Source organism: Oculatella sp. FACHB-28, from assembly GCF_014696015.1.
Lineage (GTDB): Bacteria > Cyanobacteriota > Cyanobacteriia > Elainellales > Elainellaceae > JAAUTN01.
The window spans coordinates 267017-287584 of the sequence record NZ_JACJPJ010000074.1; the positions used below are offsets into that span (position 1 = coordinate 267017).

A 20568-nucleotide genomic window follows, 5' to 3' on the forward strand; every position below is an offset into this window, starting at 1 on the left:
CTATGTCTGACCTGCCACCCCTCAGCATTGATACTATTTGGGCAATTCTAAACGACACGCTAGATGATGCGACGGTTAATCAACTCGTGTGGCACTATCTGGGCTATCGGTACGATGCAACGGCAGAGCGGTGGAATACTGCAGAAGTTTCTTCTGAATGGTTGGAGAACTATCCAGAGCCACCAAATTTTATTGAAGACCGTCCTGCTACGGTTAAGTTGACGCGCTCTATTCCTAAACCCAACAAGCAGCTTTTGAAGGAGCAACTTGGGTTTGAAGGCTACAAGGTAGGAGAGCTAGTTCCTCGTCTGACGAGACGCGCAACAATGGCAAACTGGTTGCTCAGCTATATGCGCGATCGAGAAATTGTAGGTTGAATAAGGGGCGATCGCTATTTAAAGCCGCTCTTTTAATGAGGGTTAGTTATCAAACTCTCTGATGGTTTTTATCAGCCTAAGAGTAGAGATAAAGCTTTAGACATAAAAGTTTATTTCCTCAGAAAGATGTCTGAATGAATCTGAACCTCAGAGAATAAGTTCAGACTTCTTCCTAAAGGAATTTTATGGCTAACCAGATTGAATTTAGTTTATTTGCACCTTATAACAATGCAGCAACATTAATTGGGTCTTTTTCCGACTGGAAAGAAATACCCATGCAAAAAGATAAAGAAGGCTTTTTTCGCACTAAAGTTGAGCTAGAAGATGGCGCTTATCAGTACAAGTTTCGTGTACAGTCTAAAAGCTGGTTCTTTGAACCTGATCAATGGGTAGATGTAAACGATCCTTATGCAACAGATATTGATAACCCTACTCAAAATTGTGTTTTAACTATTAAAGACGGCGAAAGAATTGTTGATACTTATGTTTGGCAACATGATGATAAACCCTTACCTGCAGATCATGAATTAGTAATTTATGAAATGCACGTAGGTGACTTTTCAGGGGGAGAGGATGACCCTTATGCTCGTGGAAAGTATAAGCACGTCATCGAAAAGCTGGATTACCTATGCGAATTAGGTGTCAACGCTATTGAACTGATGCCTGTTAAAGAATATCCAGGTGACTATAGCTGGGGTTACAACCCCCGTTATTTTTTTGCAACAGAATCTAGCTATGGTTCTACGGCCGAGCTAAAGAATCTAATTGATGAATGCCATGCTCACGGTATTCGTGTTCTCATGGACGGCATTTTTAATCACTCTGAAGCAGAGAGTCCACTCACTCAAATTGACCATGATTATTGGTATCACCATGAGCCACGTGACCCAGATAATAACTGGGGACCAGAATTTAACTACGAGCATTATGACGAAAATCTAGAAACCCATCCTGCTCGTCGTTTTGTCGGTGATGCGGTTCGTTTTTGGATTGAGGAATATCACATTGATGGCATTCGTTATGATGCGGCTCGGCAGATTGCAAACTACGACTTCATGCATTGGATTGTGCAGGAAACTAAGCAAGCTGCGGGAGCAAAACCGTTCTATAACATTGCTGAACATATTCCTGAAACGACAGATATTACAGGTGTTGATGGCCCAATGGATGGCTGTTGGCATGAAAGCTTCTATCACTGCATTCTGGAACATATCAGTGGAGAAACTTTCGATTTAGAGCGTCTCAAAGATGCATTAGATGCTAAGCGTCAAGGCTTCTTGGGGGCTACTAATGTAGTTAACTATTTAACCAATCATGACCACAATCACCTGATGGTGGAATTGGCAGACCGCGATATTTTTGATGAAGCCGCTTTTAAGCGACTGAAGCTGGGTGCGGTGATGCTCATGACGGCAATGGGTGTGCCGATGATTTGGATGGGTGAAGAATTTGGGGAGTATAAGCCTAAAACAATTGAGCAGAATAAAATCGAATGGTCTTTGTTAGAGAATGACTTGAATCGAGGATTATTCGAGTACTACAAGGGCTTGATTTCCCTGCGTAAAGAGAGTCATGCACTTTATACCGAGAACATTAACTTCTTTCATGAAGATCCAGAGGGTAAAGTTCTAGCTTACGTTCGTTGGAACGATGAGGGGTCAAGAGTCGTTGTCGTAGCAAACTTCTCAGACCAATACTTGGCAGGCTATCGAATTGAAAATTTCCCAGAAAATGGTACTTGGCATGAATGGACGGGAGATTATGATATTGAGGCGGGCGATAACAACATCATGATTGACTTGCCAGAATATGAGGCGAAGGTATTTGTCTGGCAACAGTAGTAATTTACTCCTTTTCCACTAAAAGATTCAGGGATGCATCCCTGAATCTTTTAGTACCTAATCTTTAGCTGGGAAGGGATTAATGGAAACGCAACGGAGTTAATGGAGACGTGGTTGATTGCATCTCTACTGCATCCGATCTATGGTGCGGTATTGAACTGCTTCGGCTACATGATGAGTCTGCAAATTTTCGTCGCCTGCCAAATCTGCAATAGTTCGAGCAACTTTAAGGATGCGATCGGTAGCTCTGGCAGATAGCCCGAGTTTTCGGATCGCTCCTTCTAACAAGGTGCGAGTTGCATTATCTAACAGACACCATTGTCTCAAGTGGCTGCTCTGCATATCTGAGTTGCAGCGCGGGGTATCGTTCTGAAATCGGGTGCGGGCGCGATCGCGTGCTACCTGCACCCTTTTTCTCACTGAAACAGAGTCTTCGCCAATTGGCTGTTGGGTAATTTCTTCTGGCTTCAAACGGTTGACGGCTACCTGCAGGTCAATCCTGTCCATTAGTGGTCCTGAAAGCCTTGCCCAATATTGCTCTCTTGCTTTCGGCTTGCAGGTGCAGGGTTGAATTGTGTCACCAAAATAACCACAAGGGCAGGGATTAGTACTGGCAACCAGGGTAAACTGAGCCGGAAAAGACACCGATTGACGAGTCCGTGATATTGTAACGTGACCATCTTCAAGCGGTTGACGCAGAAATTCTAAAACATCTCTTTTAAATTCTGTTAATTCATCTAGGAAAAGCACTCCCCTATGTGCTAAGGAGATTTCACCAGGACGAGGAAAGCTACCACCGCCAACGAGTGAAGGTCCAGAGGCGGAGTGGTGGGGACTGCGAAAGGGGCGATCGCTGACCAAAGATCCCCTATCTTTCAATAATCCTGCAACCGAGTGAATTTGAGTAACTTCTAGTGCCTCGCTAAATGAGAGAGGTGGCAAGATACCGGGTAGCCGTCTAGCGAGCATAGTTTTGCCGCTGCCAGGAGGACCAACAAATATCAAGTTGTGCCCGCCAGCAGCGGCAATCTCCAAGGCGCGACGGGCATGAGCCTGTCCTTTTACGTCTTTTAAATCTAGACCGCAGAAGTGCGATCGCGTCAATTCTGCTAGCCCATCTACTTGTAGCGGTTCGTAACGTTCTGGCTCATTCAAAAAATCGGCTACTTCTGAAACGTGCTTGAATCCGTAAACTGCCAACCCTTTGACAACAGCCGCTTCGCGGGCGTTGTCGGCTGGTACGACTAGTCCTTTGATGCCTAAACGTTGAGCGGCGGCAGCGATCGCCAGCACCCCTGCAACAGAACGAAGCCCTCCATCTAATGATGAGTGAACATTACTGGAAAAATAAAATATTCTATTTGCTATATAAGTACTTAATAGCAGATAGAATATTTTGCCATTTGGTATTTCTGTACTATTTCTGTTTGAAAACCTTTGAAGATTTTTGATTTTAGAAACAATCACCAACTTGATAGGGGTGTAGATTTTGATATGAATGGCTCATTAGCTGGTCTTCAGTTGCCAAGAAGGATTGCAAGCAACTGCTAGCACAACTGTCCTAGAGCCATTGCGTGGCAAGGCACAAACTGTCTAGCTCTGCCCTAAATAGTTCTCAGACCCACGAGTATCGAACCAGCGACCAGTAATAAATCTATTACTTCTACAGAAGTACCAAATGATGAAACAACTAATTGGCAGTCTACCTAAAAGGCAACTGATGAGATTGCAGCAGGTAGGAATGGCTTCACCAATTTCAAAGCTAACGCTTATGGTCTTACCACAAGCGGCTGTGTTGCCAAAATCGTCTTTTAGCGATGGCAAGAGCCGAGATGCGATGAACAAACGAACCATACCGCTCGACAGTACGCCCAAATCTCGGTGGATTTTGCGGCAGCTTTGCCAGATGCCTGTGCAACCGTTGCAGATCCACCCCGACAACTTGCCCGACATCAGATAGCCCTTTAGCTACTTCTACAGAAGTGTCAACCATGAAACTACTCGTGACCAGTCTCAGCAAGCGATCAACAAAAACAGTTCACGCTGCACCGGCTGCACCTCCAGCTGCGACCAGGCGCAAGCTACCAGCGACGGCGACGGCAGCAGCGCCTAAGCCAGCAACCAAACCAAAGCAGAACGCTTCTGGTGAAGCAACTTCAAAGGTTTTGATTGAAGTTCTATGCTTGCTGCTGAAGCCTTTGCACAAACCCGAACTGCTGCAAAATATTTCACCAGAATTGCTAAAGCAGTCTAAAAAAGCTTTGAACGTTCGCATCTATGCGATCGACAAAACCCCCGTTGGTGCTGTAGAACTGCTCAGGCTATTTCCTGGCAGCAGCGCCCAAACTAGTGCAGGAAGCCGCGCTATCGTGGGCCGCAGTGTAAAACAGCCCATTATCTTGATTGATTGGGACGAGATTCAGCAGATTGCCACTGTTACTGGGGTGTCTGTTGAATCAAGCGCTGAAAGTCTGCTGTTGCACGAATTGGGGCACGCCGCAGGCGCAAATATCTATCTGAACACATCTAAACCTGATGCCGCGTTCCTGAGTGAAGAGTTTGGGTGGCAGTACGGACAAGATTTGCATCAAAAGTTTGGGCGATCGAGCCGTTCAGAATTTCAAAAAGTCGCCGCTCACTGCCTGCAAACCCACCAGAAATAGAACGCGATCGCACGAAAACACCATTTATTGAGGAAAAACTGAGAATGCTTGCAGTATTTAACCCAGGCAACAAGAAGCAACCATCGATTGCTGAAAAACTCGAAGCTCAGCAGTTGGAGCTACAGCGAGTTTCAGCTCAGTTGCAGGCGCAGAGAGAGAGAGCGGAAGAGGAAGCAAAGTTGTTGCAAATCTACGAGCAATCGCTGGAAAACTGCCAAGCCGAGATGCAGAAACTACGCAAGGAGCAGGCATTACAGGAGGCTGAGGCTCAGCTTGAGAGCGATACTCAGGAGTTGAGAGCAGCCGCACAGAAGATCAATAACCTGAGTGAGCAGCTTGACAATGCTCTGCAAGAATTTGACGAGCTGCTGCATTCCCGCACTTCGCTCATGCGCCTGCAAGCTGAGCAAAAAATTGTGTTTGCAAATCTGAGAGAAGTTGAACGACCAAATTCCCTGAAGGACTGGTGGGTGGTCTTGCCAGTGGTCATTCATCAAAAAGGGGAAGCTCGATTCACGATCAGGTATCGCTTCCGCAAGCCAAATGAATCTGGCGATCATACCGATGTATTAAAACAGCAGCGATCGAAAGAAAAACTGTAGCTTTGTTTTGTGCTTCCGACGCTACATTGAACCCAATTGTCTGTAGCGTATAAAAATCCACGATCGCGCCCTTCAGTCCCAAAACCCGCATTTCCTGCTCTAAATCAACGGCAGAATGCGGTTTTTGGCTATTGTGACAGTTAGCGGCTCCGTTTTTATAAGCAACAATAAAGCTACAACAACCGCTACAGCCGTGTGTTGCTACTTAACTCTCACAGTTCAGACAGAACAAGAGAAAAGCTTTACTTTCAACCAGCAGCTTCAATCCTGATTTTCGTTTGCTCTACAACGTAGCTGCCCTCGTGGTAAACCTGTTCCATCATTGCTTCTGTGACACCAGGAGCAATTTCCATTGCAGCGGAAAGAGCCGAAATATTAAGCTCAACATTGGCCTTAGCATCTTTCCAGGAATACCCAATCTCACGCCAGTCGGCTGCTTTCATGTCAAGCTGAGTTCTCAATAGGCACTGTGATGTAAACTTGACTGCCAGATCTTCTCCATAAAGATGTTTTGCGTGTTTTCGCAGTTTTTGGTTTGCTTGCCTGATCACTCGTGCTTGCTCCAAAGATACCGGAAACTCGTTTCTAGGCTTTAGCCCATAGTCAATAGTGCCGTTGCTGCGGATGTACTTGGAAACGGTGCAGCAGAGCCAGACCTTATCGTTGAGCAGCATTTGTGCGTTGGTAGCAATCGCCGTATTGTAGCGAGTCTTCCAGCAGTTTTCGGGTATCCATAGCCAGCAGTGATCTAAGGTTTTTGCTAGAGATGTTTTCCCAGTTTCATAGTCGGTGAGCTTTACGTACTTGAGTACTAGGGCAACATCTTTCCAATCTGGATCGGGCCGCCAGGTGTCCAAATACGCTTCAACTAGAACTGGTTGCCCTAATAAATGATCGATTGCTCTTTGCTCAGTTTGTACAGGACTGTTCATGGAACCTCAGATAACTAATTTTCAAAAATCTGAAAAATTTTTTAGAGCGGTCGATGGTTTGACTGGAGCCGATCTAAAAACATTGGGAAAAGGGGGCTGTCAGGCGCAGACATTGCGTGGGCGAACCCGTCATATCAGACCGACATTAGGCTAGGAAGCCAGTCTGAGACGTTGTTCTTTGATCGTGCAACAAAACACTTCTGAAAACGATACCTTCATCAGGACAACGCTTATAACGTTTGGAGTGACTGCATCCTGGCTGTTGCATCCTCAGAATTGTTGCGCTCAATGCGTAGAAAAGTCCTAAAACTTGAGTGCTGCGATCGCAACCCTACAGCAGCCCTTCCCGCTGTGCTGCCTCAGTAATGACTCTCCTGAGCCAAGCTGTCTTCTGCTTTCCAAGCTCCTCAACAGCTTTGCTAACAGAAACAGGTAGTCGTACCTGAGTAGCCTTGCCAGCTAGTGGCTCAACTGTTTCATCAGCGCGAGCAAAGTGCTTCAGATTTTCCTCGTTAGCCATCGTTTCCAACCTCCATCTCTATAAGGTAGCAACCTTTAGCCTCACTGTATACAGTGACAGTTTTTCATTTCTATTGTGACACTTTTAGCTGAAAATCCTTGTCACCTCACTGTATACAGTGAGATAATGGTGATATCAGGGTTCAAAAAAAAAAGGGCAGCGCTAACTGCCCTCAACCGATTAAACAATCACAAGGATTCTAACCGAGATGACCTTCAACGCAACGCTGATCAACATCCACGACCGCCAAGAGAAGCTAATTCAAGTTCAGTCACCTACTGACCGCTTCTGTGATGTTTGGGCGGCAATTCGCCGAGAGCATTCTTCTTTTGACTGGGCAGTTTTCGAGACGTGGTCCGCACCTCGACCCTTGCCAGTTGCGATCGCAGCCTAACGAGCCATAAAAAGAGGGTCACTTGCTGACCCTCCTGCAATTCGATTTTTCTTCTCTGCAACAAACCAAGGATATAACCTCATGCCTGCAAAGAAAACACCAATCGTCCACGTTCCGCTTCGGAAGCCTCTAAACTGGCAACCAGGGAATTTAGATCTCAGTCGAGTTTTTGTGGAAGACGAAAAAGATAAGAAGCTGGCTCAGTACAGAGGGCAGCTTAAAGCGATCGAGTCTGCACAGTTCCGTTTGGTGCGGGCCATAGAAGCTGCTCCAAAAACCGAGCGTAGTGAGACTGCAAGGGAACTGCTCGAAGCGCTGATTGAGATTGAATCTGATTCAACCAAGCTCGATCGCTTCCTTGATGGTTTGATGCAACTCAACTAACCTGACTCAGCCACTTCTACAGAAGTAAGCCCTAGCATTGCTGCTAGGGCTTACTTCTTGACTTAGTAGAAGGTTGCAGGCGAACTACAAGTAGAATTTTTGCGCGAAACCGAGTAATCCCTGATTTTTCGCCTAGAATCCCCAAAACAACTGCTAAAAGTTTCGTAGAAACACCGAGGGCACCACTTTCTTCTCTCGTAATAATGCGGAGATAGTACGTTTGCTCTACCCGGAGGTTTTATGCCAGATAATTTGAGACGACGTGGACCTGAAGATCCCAACAAAATTAATGTCAATCAGGCATACGAGATAGCGTACTGGACTCAGACTTTGGGTGTTTCCGAAACAGTTTTGCGAAGTGCTGTTCGCAACGTTGGTCCGATGGTAGTTGATGTTCGCCAGTGGCTTCGTGCAAACAAGCATGTGTAAGTTCTGAATCTTAATGACTAATAAGCCCCGGCAGCAATGCTGGGGCTTGTTTTGTTTGTGCTTCTAGACTGCCGATAGCTTTAATCGTCCACCTCGACTGGAAGGGCAGACAGAATGGTAGTCAGTCGAAAGCGTCCGTCTAACACCAACTCAAACCGGGAAATAAAATCGTAGACATGACCAGGTTTTAGCTGAGTTCTGTAGGCAAGCTGCACGATTCCTTTCTGTTTAAGTAGTTGTTTCATTTCTGCCAGTCCATCGTCTACGCCATCATGCACCCAATTAGGTCGCACGTTGAGATGGCTTGCTTCTTCAATAGACATACCAAGGAGATCCGCCAAAGGTTGTGTGACGAATAGTTGCCAATCTGTTTCGTGATGCACTAATGCTTGACAGATGCCTTGTTGCCCTGCTTCGCACATCCTATGAGCTAGCTGAATCGATGCGATCGCAGGCACGCTTGACAGCGGTGGAATAACAGTTAAGTCATCCCCTTCTCTAGCTGCTGAGAACGTCCTGGCTGTTCTAGCTCCTGGAAACTTAACCAGGATAGCTGTAAGACCTCGTAGCTTGGCAAACAATTTCACTATGTTAGCCTGTTGCTTAATCAATTCAGCGTCATATCTTGACTCACAATGAAACACGATTTTTCTATAGGTTTCATCAGCCCATTCAGCAATGCTACGCCTTATGGCAGCAGCACATTCAATAAAGCCTTTTGTGTGGGTATATAAGTAGAGTTGATCTGCTATGAGATCTACGTCATTGCTGGTCTGAAGAGGGATCTGAATCATGCTAAAGGCACCCTTCCAGTCGGTTAATTAATCTGATTAAAACTAACTTGCTCAACTTTTGCAAGTGCTAATTCTTTACAAGAAGCTGCCTTGTAAATAAGTCATAAAATATTTTTGTTCTGCATTATTTTTAAGTCAAACATCCTTACTTTGGCTCAATGCTTGGCTTTCAAACTACTCCGATTTGTTTTGACATATCAACACAAATACTTCTAATACATCAATACGAATAGTACTTACTTCTACAGAAGTAGCTAAGCCTTCAGTTCTTCAGCAGAGGACTAGCCGTATTTGCTCAAATGCTGAGTCCTTTGGTCTTAAGCTTGAACTTCTCAAGGCGAGTCTTATGTATCTCAAAGCGCAACAATAGATAGCTCTACATTCTCAATAAGAGTGCTTTTTGAGCAACAAGCACTCTAAAGCAGTCGTAACTATCACAGAACAGCATCAAACTTAGTAGAGTCGTTCGTAATCCGTGTGGAATACGAATAAAATAGAGAAGAAACTTTTCTGAGGTGAGTCAATGCCTCGTGACGGCAAGACAAATCGATCTGGCAGCGCTGCAATTTTAGAACTGGATGAACTACAAAATTTGTTTGCTGAATTGGATGACCCCTATCGCGCGATCGTCCAAATCTGCTATTTGACCGCTGGCAGGATTGGCGAGGTGGTGAACCTGCGGGTTGAGCATCTAAGAAATGGCTATGTTGTTTTTCCGGTGCCCAACACCAAGACTAATGAGACGCGCAAGGTGGTCATGTCGGAGCCACTGCAAAAGGTGCTGAAGCGAATCAAGCCAGCAGCAGGGTATCTCTTCCCGTCTGGTTCTAAGACTGGGCACATCACAGCTAGGGCAGTAGAGAAGCACGTCAAGCTAGCGGCTGAACTGCTGGGCTTTGAAGGGGTAAGCTTGCACAGCTTCAGGCGATCGAGATTAACCCACCTGCACGAGCAGGGTTGGGGACTGCATGAACTGAAGCGGGTGAGCGGTCACAAGTCTTTGTCTCAGCTTCAGGCTTATCTGGGAGTAGACCAGGCAGTGGTGGATGAGAAGTTGAAGCAGGCTGATGCAGGGTTTGAAGTGGCTTGAAGGGGAGCTTCAAAAGTCTTTGAGGTGCATCTGAGCAGCAGATAGAAGAAGCATCAAAACAATATAAAGACTACCTAGTTTGTTTGGAGGAATCTCGTACTCGTGTTAATACATGAGTACTAAACTTTTTGTTTAGTGCATAATGTCCAAAATCAAAGGCTTCCAACGCCATCGCTGGTAGACTAGCGTTCCCTCACACACATTTTTCAAAAAAGAATAGTACAAACGAACTAAAAAAAACAAAATTTTGTTTTGGTCTTGATCTTCTTGATTTGATCACTTACTCTTTAAACGCATACCCATGTAGAGATCAATTGCATGTCGCAGATCAATCTACAGCAAGCAGTAGAGTTGCTTCAGACAGCAATATCCGAAGAACTTGTTAATCTTGAGCGGGAGGAAGCTCAATTAGCTAAGCTTCAAGCGAGAATTGCTAGAAAGCAAGCTAATGTTAAGCATCTCCAAGGTACTTTAGACTTTTTGCTTTCCAAGGATGGGGAACAACTAGTACAAATCAATAGCTCTGTTTCCTCTGAATTTGATACGGACAAGTCTGAAGAAGTCGCACTGAGGAGAGAATCTACTTCTAGTGAAGACGGAGAGACTCCAGAACATACTAGTCAAAACCTCGATAAGCAGAATTTCAAGCTTGAAATTCAGAAGAAGCGAATGCCGATGGATATGCTGCGACCACAATATAAGCAGCCCAACTTAAGGTTGGGGGACATTGTGGAGCGAGTACTATCGCAAAGCGCAAAATCAATGACAACAGAGGAATTAACTAGAGCAATATACGACACTCGTTCAGTTGAAGAATTCTCTCGTGCAAGAAATTCACTTTCTGTTGAACTTCGCTCCGGAGCAGTAGGAGAAACCCCTCGTTGGATAAAACTTGATAGGAGAACTTACGCCTCTAGAAGTTTGCACAGAAGTAAGCAATTATTTGAGGCATCAGCCGTGCCTGTATCACTGTGTCTAGAACCGAAAAATCGTTCTAGCGTAATTCATCCTATCGATTGGGCTTTAAGATGATGTTTCTGGTTGTGGAAAAAGATTTGGTATTCTTTGACTCTTCCTAAAGAAATGGTGAGCATCGTTTCCTAATTCGATACTCACCATCTCAGATTTACGGGGGGGTGTGGCGAAATTGGCAACCGCAGTGGACTCCTAATCCACCAACCTGACCGGGTTTTGTGGGTTCAAATCCCACCACCCCCACCACGGTAACTCTCACTTTCAGTAGGGCTAAAAGCCTGGTACTTAGAGTGTTAATCGGAAGCTTTCCTAGGGCTTCTCGATTTGTTGTATCTCTAAGATATCATGCTTGTCAAGGAATTAGCCCTATCATGAAAAGCTTTTCATGTCAATCAGAAAGGACTAATTACAATGTCAACACAGACAGGCGAAAAATTTACTCAGCTCGAATTAACCCTTCATGTTGTCAAGTCCACAGAAGTGGACGGGCTTGAAATGGGAGTCTTAAATGATGGGACACCGTTCTTAACTGGAAGGGGACTTGCTAAAGTCTGCGGCGTTTCGCATGTTGCTATCATTCAGTGGGCAAATGACTACTCCGAGAACGGTGGTAAGCTGAGAAGTCAAAAAATCACTGAATTGCTTGCTGCTCAAGGTTTTGAGGGTGGTAAGCTGTTTGTGAAAACCATCTATAAGGATCGAACTGTAAATGCTTACCCAGATACGGTTTGCATGGCATTTCTAGAGTACTACGCTTTTGAAGCTGAACGTTACTGTACAGAGCAAGCGAAGAACAACTATCGGATCTTAGCTCGTAAATCTTTACGAGACTTTATATATAAAATGACTGGTTATGACCCGATGAGCGAGATGCTCAATTCGTGGCGACACTTCCATGATCGATTACTGCTCAATCCGGTCCCAGTTGGGTACTTTAGCATTTTTAGGGAGACAGCAGATATCGTAATAGCTTCTATCCGAAAAGGCTTGATTGTCGATGACCATACTGTTCCAGATATTAGTGTTGGGCAAGTTTGGAGTAAGTATTGGAGTAAGTGTGCATTAAGTCAGAAATACGGAAACCGTGCAAAATATCCTCATGCTTATCCTGACTACTTTCCTCAAGCGAAAGCAAATGATGTTATTGAGGCTTTCATCTATCCCTTGCAGTCCTTGGGGGAATTTAGACAGTGGCTTCAGACAGAATACTTGCCTGGCAAATTTCCCTCCTATCTGAAGAAGAAAGTTCAACAGGGGGTTATTCCAGCCAATCGGTTAGAACCTTTATTAGCCTCTTTAGAGCCAGTACGAGCAGACTTAATTAAGCCTAGTCAAATGTGAAGTTGTTTGAAGTATTTGCAGAACTGAAAGTTACCCTGCTTAAGGGGTCTGGTTCTGGTTGCCTAAGGTAATCTGAACGTAATGTACGGCTCTCAAGAGCAACACTTCAGAAGCAGCGCAACCGAAGTAGGAGCAAAATAAAAGACCTAGCAGAAATGCTGGGTCGGATGTTTTCATGTAATTCAGAGTTCCCTTGCTAGAGGAAGAAGTAACAGGCAATTGCTCTCCTGCGTCTGAGTACAATCTCTACCCCAACGTTTTGCGATATCTGCCGTATGGGAGAAACAAAAAACTGCTTGATTAGCCTTTATAAAGCAGTTGTGTTTTCTGCTACAACCATGCGAAATGCAAAGAATGAGCATCATTCTCAGAGTTCTCTGTTGGCAGGGCTGACAGTGCTTCTCGTTGAGGATGAGCCTGATATTGCTGAGCTTTTTACGTTCATTCTCCAAGAGTACGGAGCCGAGGTTATCCTTGCCAGGTCGGCTGTTGAAGCGCTGGGCGAATTAGGACAACGGAAACCAGACATCTTGGTCAGTAACGTTAGGCTCCCTGAGGAGGATGGACGTTGGTTGATAGAACAGATTAGACATCTGGAAGGAGTGTGGAACGAACTACCAGCCATCGCCGTAACGTCCTACACGAGGGAGGTTGATGCTGAAGGAGCAATGCAATCAGGTTTTCAGCATTTTATGTCCAAGCCATTAGACCCAGATGAGTTAGTCCAAGAAATTCTCAAGCTTGTTAAGCGGGATTAACAAAGGGCAAATCTTTTGTGGGAATATCAAATCTATCCTGCAAATTCGTCAAGGTTCCCGAGCCATGTCCCTCGATGCTGATTTCAGGCTAGATGGTCTAAAGGTGCTGCTCGTAGATGATGATGTTGACAATCTCCAATTCCTCGCTTTTCTATTCGAGGTTTACGGTGCAGAGGTAGCAGCAGTTAGCTCAGCGAGTGACGCATTCCAAGCGGTTCTGGAGTGGCGACCAGACATTTTAGTCAGTGATGTGAGTATGCCTGTCGTAGATGGTTACATGCTAATTCGCCAAATTAGAGCTTTGACGGTTGAGCAAGGAGGGCAGGTGCCTGCGATCGCACTAACAGCTAACGCCAAAGAATCAGATCGGCTACAAGCGCTTGCAGCAGGTTACCAGCAGCATTTGGCTAAGCCTGTTGAGCAAGATGAATTATTGCAAGCTGTGTTGGAGTTGACTTCTAGTAAGGTTTGATAGCAATACCAACAGAAAGACCCAGCAGCAGTGCTGGATCAGCAGCATCGGTGTAGGCTTAGCGTCCTTTGACTTGTACTCTTTGAATCAATTCTCTGAGGCAGGGAGTGTGCTCGCGGTAAGCATCTGTTTTTGAATACCGCTCTAGCTGCTCTAAGCTAATCATTCCTCGTTCTGCTAATGCAGTTACTTCCCAAGGCAGTAGAGCGTCTAGTTTTACGCTCTCAACAAAATATTCATGAGTCTGCCCCCGTTCTGCATTAAGCGCTATAACCTGCTGTTCAACGGTTGCTAGATCATGAAAATCAGCGCTTTTGGCTACGATATCCGTAGACTTGATTCGGCAAGCTAATTTGAAGAAGGTATCTTTCATGTTTATAGAGGTGCAAAGACTCAAATCCCACGGGTCGTAAGTAGAGCACTATAAATAGGTAAAAATACCTTGCACCCAAGATAACACGATGCAACACAAGGACAAAACATGTTCCTGATGAACAAAAACTGATGGCTTCTAGTTGAATGCAACAATCTGCTCAGCACTGCACCAGTCTTCCTCAGCGAAGCAGTCCTTCTCGTCTGCAAAATAAATTCCGTATGCCCAAGTTTTAGACTCTGGGTAGAAATCAAGACCTACAACATAACCAGTTGAACCTTTAGATGTTTTGACCTTCTGCCCGATGTTAAATATAGGTTTTGAGAACTTAAACAGTTCTGTATCAACAATTTCAACAGATATCCTGTTCACTACAGTTACCCTAAATAGTTCAATTTCAATTCAACTCTAGAGAGTGGTCTATATAGTGTCTTCCTTTGAACAGAATCAATGAAGTTTGTATAAAGCTTCATTGATTCTGTGAAAAATTGTGATTGCACTAAAGCCGCTCTATTTAATAGAAACTCCCTACTTTTGTAGCAAGGGGTTTGTTTCTTAAGGGTGTAGAAAAGGTGTAGAAGTGGGCTGTCTACATCTTCTACAGCGTAGACGGGCGTAGAAAAAGGTGTAGACAGGTGTAGAAACCTTGCTGCATAAGGACTTAAGGCAAGGTGTAGAAGGTGTAGACGAAAAAGGTGTAGACGTAGAAAAGGGGCTGTCTACACCCCTTTTTGGCACTTATCAGGATGTCGTCTACACCTTCTACACCTGTCTACACCCCTTCAGTTTCTACTAGTTGAATCAGTCGGGAAGCCACTTGAATTTTGTTGTCTGTGCTGTTTCCTCGACCTCTAGCCAGCCATCTTTTACAAGCTTGGTTAGCTGTTCCTCTAATCGTTCGGGTTGCGAGACTTTGACTTTCATCTGAACAATTTGCCGCTTCGTGTAGAACTGGTCAGGATGTTTCTCAAACCATGCAATGAGGATTTGTTCATCGGTTTGAGATGCGGGTTGAGCATTTGACTCAGGCTCATCGATCACATCATCAAATGCACTCAGCAGTGCTTCTAAATCGATTGCTTCAGCATTGAAATCAAACTGATCCTTTTGATATTCATCGCTCTGCTGATAGCTGAAAGGATGGCTCAATCTTGACGTTTCACCCCCTGGAAATTCGGTTTCATACTTTGGCAGTGCAGCCCATCTATCACCCCTGCTGTAATAGAATCCTCGACCTGTAGGAGCAAGTAGCTTGTGTCGTGCTGCTGTCTCCAGTTTGGGGCAGAAGCCAGTACCAACAGCGCTATCAATGATTGATGCGGTCTGAGTGCTGAATAGCAGCACACTGCTGAAGCTGGAGCGTAGAGACTTGGTTCCAAAGCCAATGTCGGTTGCATTGGGTGATTGCGTCACAATCCAGGTAAAACGCCCCTTTCCATCGCTACCAGTTTCACCGCTGCTGCTGATAGCGACCAAGCGCGACTTCAGCAGCCCCATGATCTTGCTATCTAGCATTTTGTTGAGAGACACAAACTCATCCACGATCAGCAGCTTGGTTGCAGCGCTGGAAGCGTTGAACCGCTGCTGAAATTCCTCAAGCAATCCTTCGACGCGGGACACATCTATGCTGAAGTCTCTTAGGTCGAAGTGCAGCCGCTTATCTAAATCGACAAATGACCAGTAGTGAGCTTCGGAGGGTTCATCTTTTGGATCAACCAACCAGACCTCTACATCAGGGCGATACTTCAGCAGCCGTCTACCTGCATTGGCTACCAAAATGCCCTTACCTGTGCGGGGTGGAGCCGCAACGATGGTCGATTTCAGTTGACGGCACATCATCTCTACCAGGTCAGCAGTGACGACGGCAGCAGGGCGAACTGTTGCGGGCGGCTCTGCCGTTACCGTAAGGGTCGCACTGGTCTGTGGCTGCTGCTCCACCGATTCATCTGGTAGGTCAAAAATCTTTTCTACTGCCTGCATTGTTTCGTCCACAGGCGTTGCAGTTGTTTCGACGGCATTCAATCGAGTGTTAGCACCTACAGCAGCGGGTAACTCTCCGGCAGTCTCAGCAGCAGGTAGCTGTGGCTGCTGTTTGAACTGTCGATACCAGTTGAGGAAGTCTTGAGCATCGCGGCTAAGGGGTAAGCCCTCGTCTTCTGCCCAGCTCACCTGGTCATAGACCGCTTCATCCCCTGCCTGCTGTCTGAACTGGTGAAATGCTTCGTTGCTCAGGATGCTAGCGATACAGCCAGCAGCAATTGCTTCATCGTTCTTAGCCTTACGTCCATTGATTTTCCATGCCTCCCACACACCCCAGCAAATCGGGACAGCAGCGACCAAGGGCGAAGCAGTAAGTGAGGCAAAAGCTAGACCACCAATCACACCAGCAGATGCAACCAGGGTAGGACTGCCTGATTTGTCGTTTGCCTCATCTGCGATCGCAAGCCAATCGTGAGCAGTTCGTTGAATTTTGGAGCGGTTAAAGTTTGTCATTGGAGAACACCTTAAAGCTATATGTAAGGGGCGTTACAGGAATTTCCATAACGCCCAAAATCGATTACTGAAGCTTTACGCCAACTTTCACGAAGCGAATGATGTCGCTAACCCAAAACAGGAAGTTCACGATCCACTCGACTACAAACAAGGTTGCAACCAGTGCGGCGACATTAGCCCAGTCGATCAGGCTCCATTGCCCAGTTAGCAGCACGATCATCAACCTGCCAAAGCCCCCGTCAACAGGAGGGTAGATGGTGAGACAAACGCACAAATCAATGGTGTAAGCTACCAGTTTCGTCTGCCGAGCATTGTGCATCGTGAGCAGCGGCATCCGGTTGTAAAGCCGCTTCAGACCTGCCAGCAGCGGATCATCCTGCTCAGAAATGGCATATTTTTGATGATGAACTGCATCATCAATGGTGTGTCCGACAAAGGCGCGATTACGCTTCAGAAATGTCTCGAACAGTTCCGCAGCCTGAAGGAATGCCCAGAAAATGATGCCAATGACCCAGAGGGCAGTCATGATGCTCACCCCTGCTACCGCATTGATCAGAGGCAACTGGCTGATAAGTTCGAGAATGCCTGACCCATCTATCGCAGTTCCAAACAGGAACTTAACTGACTTCACATAGGGAATGATATTGAACAGCGCAATTACAACCCCGACAGAGAAGGCTAGCCAGTAGATCAAACGAAGAAACCAAAGGTTCTCAGAGTTAGAGCCGAAGGAGTTAGATTTGTTGCGGTTGAAAGGGGTCTGATGAGTTCCAGCAGCGCTGGTGGTATTGCCGCTAGTAGTCTTTGCCTTGCGATTGAAAGCCATAGCTTTTGATTCCTATTCAATGTTGGGCTGATTGATTTCTGCATCTGCGTTGGAAGCTGCGATCGCATCCTCTACAACCTGTTTGTTGCCTGTGAATGCAAACTCACCTGCTACGGGTTCACCGTTCTGAGCAATGATTCGAGCCGTGTTCCCAAAGGCATCACAAACGACAGTGCCAGCAGGTAGCGGGACACCTCGAACTGCATCCAGAACTGGTTGACCTTCAGTGAGAGAAGTAAATTTGCCAGGGTCGTTAGATGCCACGACCAAGACACAACCTTCGCTGTAGCGCTTTTCTGCGATCTCTGCCTGCTGCTCAGTAAAAAGTGAGGTTGCCTGAAGCTGCTGGTTTACTTCGCTGTTCTCCATCGCCTTTTCCCTCACCCGTCCTGTTGCCTGCATATTTTGGGCAATGGTGGGGAAGTTGACGGCAGCGGCTAGAGTCATGAGAGCAATCGCCCCTGCTGCAACGGGATTGCGCTTTATCCAGTTCGGTTTGGTTTGGGCTTGATAGTCTTTGAAGTCCATCTTTTGACATCTCCAGATAGGTGAAAGCAGCCCCCAACAATGGTTAGGGGCTTTGATGCGAGTGCTATTCAGCCGTCATGAGTAATTCAATTCGTTCGGCAAGCATGGGATCTGCCCCAACAATTTGACCCCATGCTTGGCTGACAACCGCGATTTGCTCATCAGTGCGTTCGCCACCAGCCGCAATAATGCAGGACACCTCTTCAGCCAAGTCAGCACTGACACCTGCATTGGAAATCTGACGGAGGAATTCAACTTGCAACCGATACTGCTCTTTCGACTGAGCTAACAGCGCTTCCATAAAGCCAAACTGAGCGCTGTAGTCCATCTGCTCAAGCGAGTACAGGATGTCTCTAATCTCCTGCGGTGCATCTTCGCCATCGTCCAGGATGCTTAATGCATCGCCCATGCAGCCATCCATGAAGTGCATTGCTGCGATCGCGCTAATCATGAACAGCTTTTCATTGATGTCAATCTTCTGAAGTTGGTTGCCATACTGCTCTACCAATCCATCAAAGAAACCGTCGCGGTCTGAAGCGTAATAAGTCGTGGGTTTTGTCATGATGAGAATTAGCTCCTTGTTACTTCTGTAGAAGTGAATGTGAGTGATGCCAGCCCGGATCTTTGGTCGGAGAGGGGCTGGCTAATTGTTTTGGGAATGCTGGCTAATCTGCTCTAACCTTTCCAGGCAAACAGTTGCAGCTTCCAGCGCAAGTTGAAGTGTATGCAGTCGTTCCCTCATCTGAGTGATGAGTTGGTGCTGTGCTTCAAACTGTTCAGGGGTCATAGCTCGATCGGCTCCGTGAACTTGAAATCAGTAGATGCAGGCTCAGACTTTGCAGCAGTGGCGATCGAACCAACTGGCTGCGTGTAATACTTTGCAGGGCTTGGATCTGGGTATCGGTTTGGGTCAAGTTCCCAGGTTTCAATCAGGTGTTTGCCGTATCGGGAAACGATGAGGGCAATTGCCTGAGAGGGGCTTGTAGTCTTAGTTGTGGATTGAATCTGATCAACGACTGCTCTGATGTCTGGGTCGAGAACGATGCGTGAATTTGCCATTGTTTTCCCCTCACAGTCTCGCCATGCCCGAAATGCTTATGAACTGCGGATCAGGAGCAATTCTGAAGCGTCCTTTAGTAGCCGCCTGCAATGGTTCTGCAAGTGGAGCAGAGCCACCGACAACGATCACTTCGCCTAACTCACCAGAACTCAGCCAGCGTCCCCAGCGAGTCTTTACCTCGCCTCGAATCTCATCAAGCCACTCAGCACGAGCATTCTCAAAAGCACCTCGGAAGTTAACACCAGAGGTGCCCAGTTCATAATCCCCGCGCTCAACGCCGTCCATGATTGCGGCAAGTGGGGCTGATGCACCAATTTGAGCATTGAGGCGAACGCTGATTTTGATTGCTAGTTCCTTAGTCCCTGGCAGAATCAAGTCTGCATCCCGCATCAATGAACCGGAGACACTGTACAGCCGACCGATGCCTGTTCCACCGCCTAAATCCAGAACACCATTGATGTTCTGTTTGCTGCTGTAGAGACGATGGAGTGATGCCCATCTATAAGCAGCAAGGGTTTCATCAATCGGCTCAACCTTGCGAACTGTGGCAATGATGGATTCACCATTGCGGGTAAATTCGTGGGTGCCTTCGATCGCTCTAACCTGCTTAACGGCTAGCTCTGAACGGCTGGTAGGAAGGGCGATTGCTAGCCGCTCTACTCTTACTGCGTTCTGCCCTGGATTTGGCTCCAATGCAGCCAAGACAAGCTTTCTCGCCAGTTCGCACTTGTCATCCTGAACGACTGGTGTGCCCTGATTGTCACGGGCTACAGCACCCAAAACGAAATGCTCACTCTCAAACTCAATCACGACGCTCTGATCGTCCGGCTGCATATCCTGCCAGCTTGGGTCAAAGTGCTTGATGAATGCCGGGATGCTGCGAACTCGACCGCAAGGATCAAGCCATTGCAACGTTCTATTGCCGCCGTCGAAGCAAACTAAAGAGCGAATTAGCCCTGTGTTCCCTAGGTGTTCGCTAGATGTCCCCTTAGTGGTCTTGGACAAAACTGAAGCCATTCTGATTATTCTCCTGTCTAAATTTGGTAGAAGCCTTGCAATTACTGGGGTTAAGACCCCTCGGAAGCGACAGATAAGAGACAATCGCTTGGTTTTCCCTGTTCGCAGCGTGTTCTCTTGCTGTCCGTTGCTTGAACAGATGCTAACATAATATTACTCAAATTCGAGTCATATTTGACTCAAATACGAGTACTATTCTTAAATAAGTGAGCTAAAACCAAATCTGCAATGCTTAAGCGTTATTCTGTGAGTGAAATATGAGTCAAACTTTGATCCGGCAAGAGATGCCCAAAAAGACTGATCGGCTTCAAATTCCTGGCATTGGAGAGTGGTATGCAGATTTGCTGCGTATCGATGCGACGATTAACGAGCGCAGCGAACCGCAGCAAGCTAGTAGCTTGTTATGCTCCAAGCTTCAGGAGAGAGAGCCACGCATTAGAGAGCGGGTCAAATACCTGGCAGACAAGAGGGGCATTACCTTCGAGGAAATGTGGAACGATATCCTCACCGGGAAGTTTGAGAAGCTGACTCCTGAAGAATTTGCAGAGCTAAAGCAGCTTGAACAAGCTGATTCCTGAAGCAATTGAAATGCAGCTCTGAGTTACTGAAGCTAAAGGAAGATTTACACAAAAGTGTCAGCAAATTAGTAAAAATCATCAGTTTACTAATAGCAAAGCTGGCATCTTAGTTACTTCTACA

At 46.3% G+C, this 20568-nt stretch carries 27 protein-coding genes, 1 tRNA gene and 1 pseudogene; 16 read left to right on the top strand and 13 right to left on the bottom strand.

The window, feature by feature from the left end; genetic code table 11:
* Positions 1-2: 2 nt before the first annotated feature.
* Positions 3-377: a DUF1823 family protein gene (locus tag H6F88_RS17870; RefSeq protein WP_190644085.1), complete on the top strand. Its 375-nt coding sequence runs from the start codon at positions 3-5 to the stop codon at positions 375-377.
* 185 nt (positions 378-562) lie between these two features.
* Positions 563-2218 carry an alpha-amylase family glycosyl hydrolase gene (locus H6F88_RS17875; RefSeq protein ID WP_190644086.1) on the top strand — a complete coding sequence of 552 codons (1656 nt, stop codon included), beginning with the start codon at positions 563-565 and terminating at the stop codon, positions 2216-2218.
* A gap of 126 nt (positions 2219-2344) precedes the next feature.
* Here H6F88_RS17875 and H6F88_RS17880 read toward each other — a convergent pair.
* Positions 2345-3544: pseudogene (locus H6F88_RS17880) on the bottom strand (YifB family Mg chelatase-like AAA ATPase); the annotation flags it as partial.
* 352 nt (positions 3545-3896) lie between these two features.
* Between H6F88_RS17880 and H6F88_RS17885 the strand changes: the two are divergent.
* The 3 genes from H6F88_RS17885 to H6F88_RS17895 are packed head-to-tail and all read left to right on the top strand — an operon-like array spanning position 3897 to position 5483.
* Entirely contained in the window at positions 3897-4178 is a 282-nt protein-coding gene (locus H6F88_RS17885) for a hypothetical protein (protein WP_190644087.1), read from the top strand.
* 31 nt (positions 4179-4209) lie between these two features.
* Positions 4210-4881 carry a hypothetical protein gene (locus tag H6F88_RS17890; RefSeq protein ID WP_190644088.1) on the top strand — a complete coding sequence of 224 codons (672 nt, stop codon included), beginning with the start codon at positions 4210-4212 and terminating at the stop codon, positions 4879-4881.
* Between the two features lie 44 nt (positions 4882-4925).
* Positions 4926-5483: a hypothetical protein gene (locus H6F88_RS17895; protein WP_190644089.1), complete on the top strand. Its 558-nt coding sequence runs from the start codon at positions 4926-4928 to the stop codon at positions 5481-5483.
* Between the two features lie 248 nt (positions 5484-5731).
* On the opposite strand, the gene H6F88_RS17900 is transcribed toward H6F88_RS17895, so the two are convergent.
* Entirely contained in the window at positions 5732-6415 is a 684-nt protein-coding gene (locus H6F88_RS17900) for a hypothetical protein (RefSeq protein ID WP_190644090.1), read from the bottom strand.
* 331 nt (positions 6416-6746) lie between these two features.
* Complete coding sequence (locus H6F88_RS17905) at positions 6747-6935, bottom strand: hypothetical protein (RefSeq protein WP_190644091.1); 189 nt, start codon at positions 6933-6935, stop codon at positions 6747-6749.
* A 208-nt stretch (positions 6936-7143) separates the two neighbouring features.
* Here H6F88_RS17905 and H6F88_RS17910 point away from each other — a divergent pair, with 208 nt between their 5' ends.
* The 3 genes from H6F88_RS17910 to H6F88_RS17920 all read left to right on the top strand — a co-directional run bounded on the left by H6F88_RS17910 (position 7144) and on the right by H6F88_RS17920 (position 8142).
* The gene (locus H6F88_RS17910) at positions 7144-7329 is read left to right on the top strand and encodes a hypothetical protein (protein ID WP_190644092.1); all 186 of its coding nucleotides are present in this window, start codon (positions 7144-7146) and stop codon (positions 7327-7329) included.
* Between the two features lie 81 nt (positions 7330-7410).
* Positions 7411-7713 carry a hypothetical protein gene (locus H6F88_RS17915; RefSeq protein ID WP_190644093.1) on the top strand — a complete coding sequence of 101 codons (303 nt, stop codon included), beginning with the start codon at positions 7411-7413 and terminating at the stop codon, positions 7711-7713.
* Between the two features lie 240 nt (positions 7714-7953).
* Positions 7954-8142 carry a DUF3606 domain-containing protein gene (locus tag H6F88_RS17920; RefSeq protein WP_190644094.1) on the top strand — a complete coding sequence of 63 codons (189 nt, stop codon included), beginning with the start codon at positions 7954-7956 and terminating at the stop codon, positions 8140-8142.
* A gap of 80 nt (positions 8143-8222) precedes the next feature.
* Here H6F88_RS17920 and H6F88_RS17925 read toward each other — a convergent pair whose 3' ends face one another.
* Positions 8223-8936, bottom strand: a complete 714-nt coding sequence (locus tag H6F88_RS17925; protein WP_190644095.1) for a hypothetical protein — start codon at positions 8934-8936, stop codon at positions 8223-8225.
* A 523-nt stretch (positions 8937-9459) separates the two neighbouring features.
* Between H6F88_RS17925 and H6F88_RS17930 the strand changes: the two genes are divergently transcribed.
* From H6F88_RS17930 to H6F88_RS17955, 6 genes are all read left to right on the top strand, one after another.
* The gene (locus tag H6F88_RS17930; protein ID WP_190644096.1) at positions 9460-10026 is read left to right on the top strand and encodes a site-specific integrase; all 567 of its coding nucleotides are present in this window, start codon (positions 9460-9462) and stop codon (positions 10024-10026) included.
* A 318-nt stretch (positions 10027-10344) separates the two neighbouring features.
* On the top strand, positions 10345-11058 hold the full coding sequence (locus tag H6F88_RS17935; protein WP_190644097.1) for a hypothetical protein: 714 nt from the start codon (positions 10345-10347) through the stop codon (positions 11056-11058).
* A gap of 100 nt (positions 11059-11158) precedes the next feature.
* Positions 11159-11247, top strand: a tRNA-Arg gene (locus tag H6F88_RS17940).
* Positions 11248-11412: 165 nt separating this feature from the next.
* A complete protein-coding gene (locus tag H6F88_RS17945; RefSeq protein ID WP_190644098.1) occupies positions 11413-12342 on the top strand; it encodes a hypothetical protein in 930 nt (309 codons plus the stop codon).
* A gap of 338 nt (positions 12343-12680) precedes the next feature.
* Entirely contained in the window at positions 12681-13100 is a 420-nt protein-coding gene (locus H6F88_RS17950; RefSeq protein ID WP_206756452.1) for a response regulator, read from the top strand.
* A 64-nt stretch (positions 13101-13164) separates the two neighbouring features.
* Complete coding sequence (locus H6F88_RS17955; protein WP_190644100.1) at positions 13165-13572, top strand: response regulator; 408 nt, start codon at positions 13165-13167, stop codon at positions 13570-13572.
* Positions 13573-13630: 58 nt separating this feature from the next.
* On the opposite strand, the gene H6F88_RS17960 is transcribed toward H6F88_RS17955, so the two are convergent.
* Both H6F88_RS17960 and H6F88_RS17965 read right to left on the bottom strand, forming a co-directional pair.
* Complete coding sequence (locus tag H6F88_RS17960; RefSeq protein WP_190644101.1) at positions 13631-13945, bottom strand: hypothetical protein; 315 nt, start codon at positions 13943-13945, stop codon at positions 13631-13633.
* A 138-nt stretch (positions 13946-14083) separates the two neighbouring features.
* Positions 14084-14317: a hypothetical protein gene (locus tag H6F88_RS17965; RefSeq protein WP_190644102.1), complete on the bottom strand. Its 234-nt coding sequence runs from the start codon at positions 14315-14317 to the stop codon at positions 14084-14086.
* A 274-nt stretch (positions 14318-14591) separates the two neighbouring features.
* Between H6F88_RS17965 and H6F88_RS17970 the strand changes: the two genes are divergently transcribed.
* A complete protein-coding gene (locus H6F88_RS17970; protein WP_190644103.1) occupies positions 14592-14741 on the top strand; it encodes a hypothetical protein in 150 nt (49 codons plus the stop codon).
* Positions 14742-14746: 5 nt separating this feature from the next.
* Here the strand turns inward: H6F88_RS17970 and H6F88_RS17975 are convergent, their stop codons facing one another.
* The 7 genes from H6F88_RS17975 to H6F88_RS18005 form a co-directional block, all read right to left on the bottom strand.
* Positions 14747-16438: a hypothetical protein gene (locus H6F88_RS17975; RefSeq protein ID WP_190644104.1), complete on the bottom strand. Its 1692-nt coding sequence runs from the start codon at positions 16436-16438 to the stop codon at positions 14747-14749.
* A gap of 64 nt (positions 16439-16502) precedes the next feature.
* The gene (locus H6F88_RS17980) at positions 16503-17264 is read right to left on the bottom strand and encodes a hypothetical protein (protein ID WP_190644105.1); all 762 of its coding nucleotides are present in this window, start codon (positions 17262-17264) and stop codon (positions 16503-16505) included.
* A 12-nt stretch (positions 17265-17276) separates the two neighbouring features.
* Complete coding sequence (locus H6F88_RS17985; protein WP_199333662.1) at positions 17277-17792, bottom strand: hypothetical protein; 516 nt, start codon at positions 17790-17792, stop codon at positions 17277-17279.
* Positions 17793-17856: 64 nt separating this feature from the next.
* Positions 17857-18354, bottom strand: coding sequence for a hypothetical protein (locus H6F88_RS17990; RefSeq protein WP_190644106.1), 498 nt, complete (start codon positions 18352-18354; stop codon positions 17857-17859).
* An 81-nt stretch (positions 18355-18435) separates the two neighbouring features.
* On the bottom strand, positions 18436-18579 hold the full coding sequence (locus H6F88_RS17995) for a hypothetical protein (protein WP_190644107.1): 144 nt from the start codon (positions 18577-18579) through the stop codon (positions 18436-18438).
* On the bottom strand, positions 18576-18851 hold the full coding sequence (locus H6F88_RS18000) for a hypothetical protein (RefSeq protein ID WP_190644108.1): 276 nt from the start codon (positions 18849-18851) through the stop codon (positions 18576-18578). Before H6F88_RS18000 ends, H6F88_RS17995 begins: the two co-directional genes overlap by 4 nt.
* Before the next feature lie 10 nt (positions 18852-18861).
* On the bottom strand, positions 18862-19869 hold the full coding sequence (locus tag H6F88_RS18005) for a ParM/StbA family protein (protein WP_190644109.1): 1008 nt from the start codon (positions 19867-19869) through the stop codon (positions 18862-18864).
* A gap of 257 nt (positions 19870-20126) precedes the next feature.
* On the opposite strand from H6F88_RS18005, the gene H6F88_RS18010 reads away from it, so the two are divergent.
* Positions 20127-20447 (top strand): hypothetical protein, encoded by a 321-nt coding sequence (locus H6F88_RS18010; RefSeq protein WP_190644110.1) that lies wholly within the window; start codon positions 20127-20129, stop codon positions 20445-20447.
* The last annotated feature ends 121 nt before the right edge of the window (positions 20448-20568 follow it).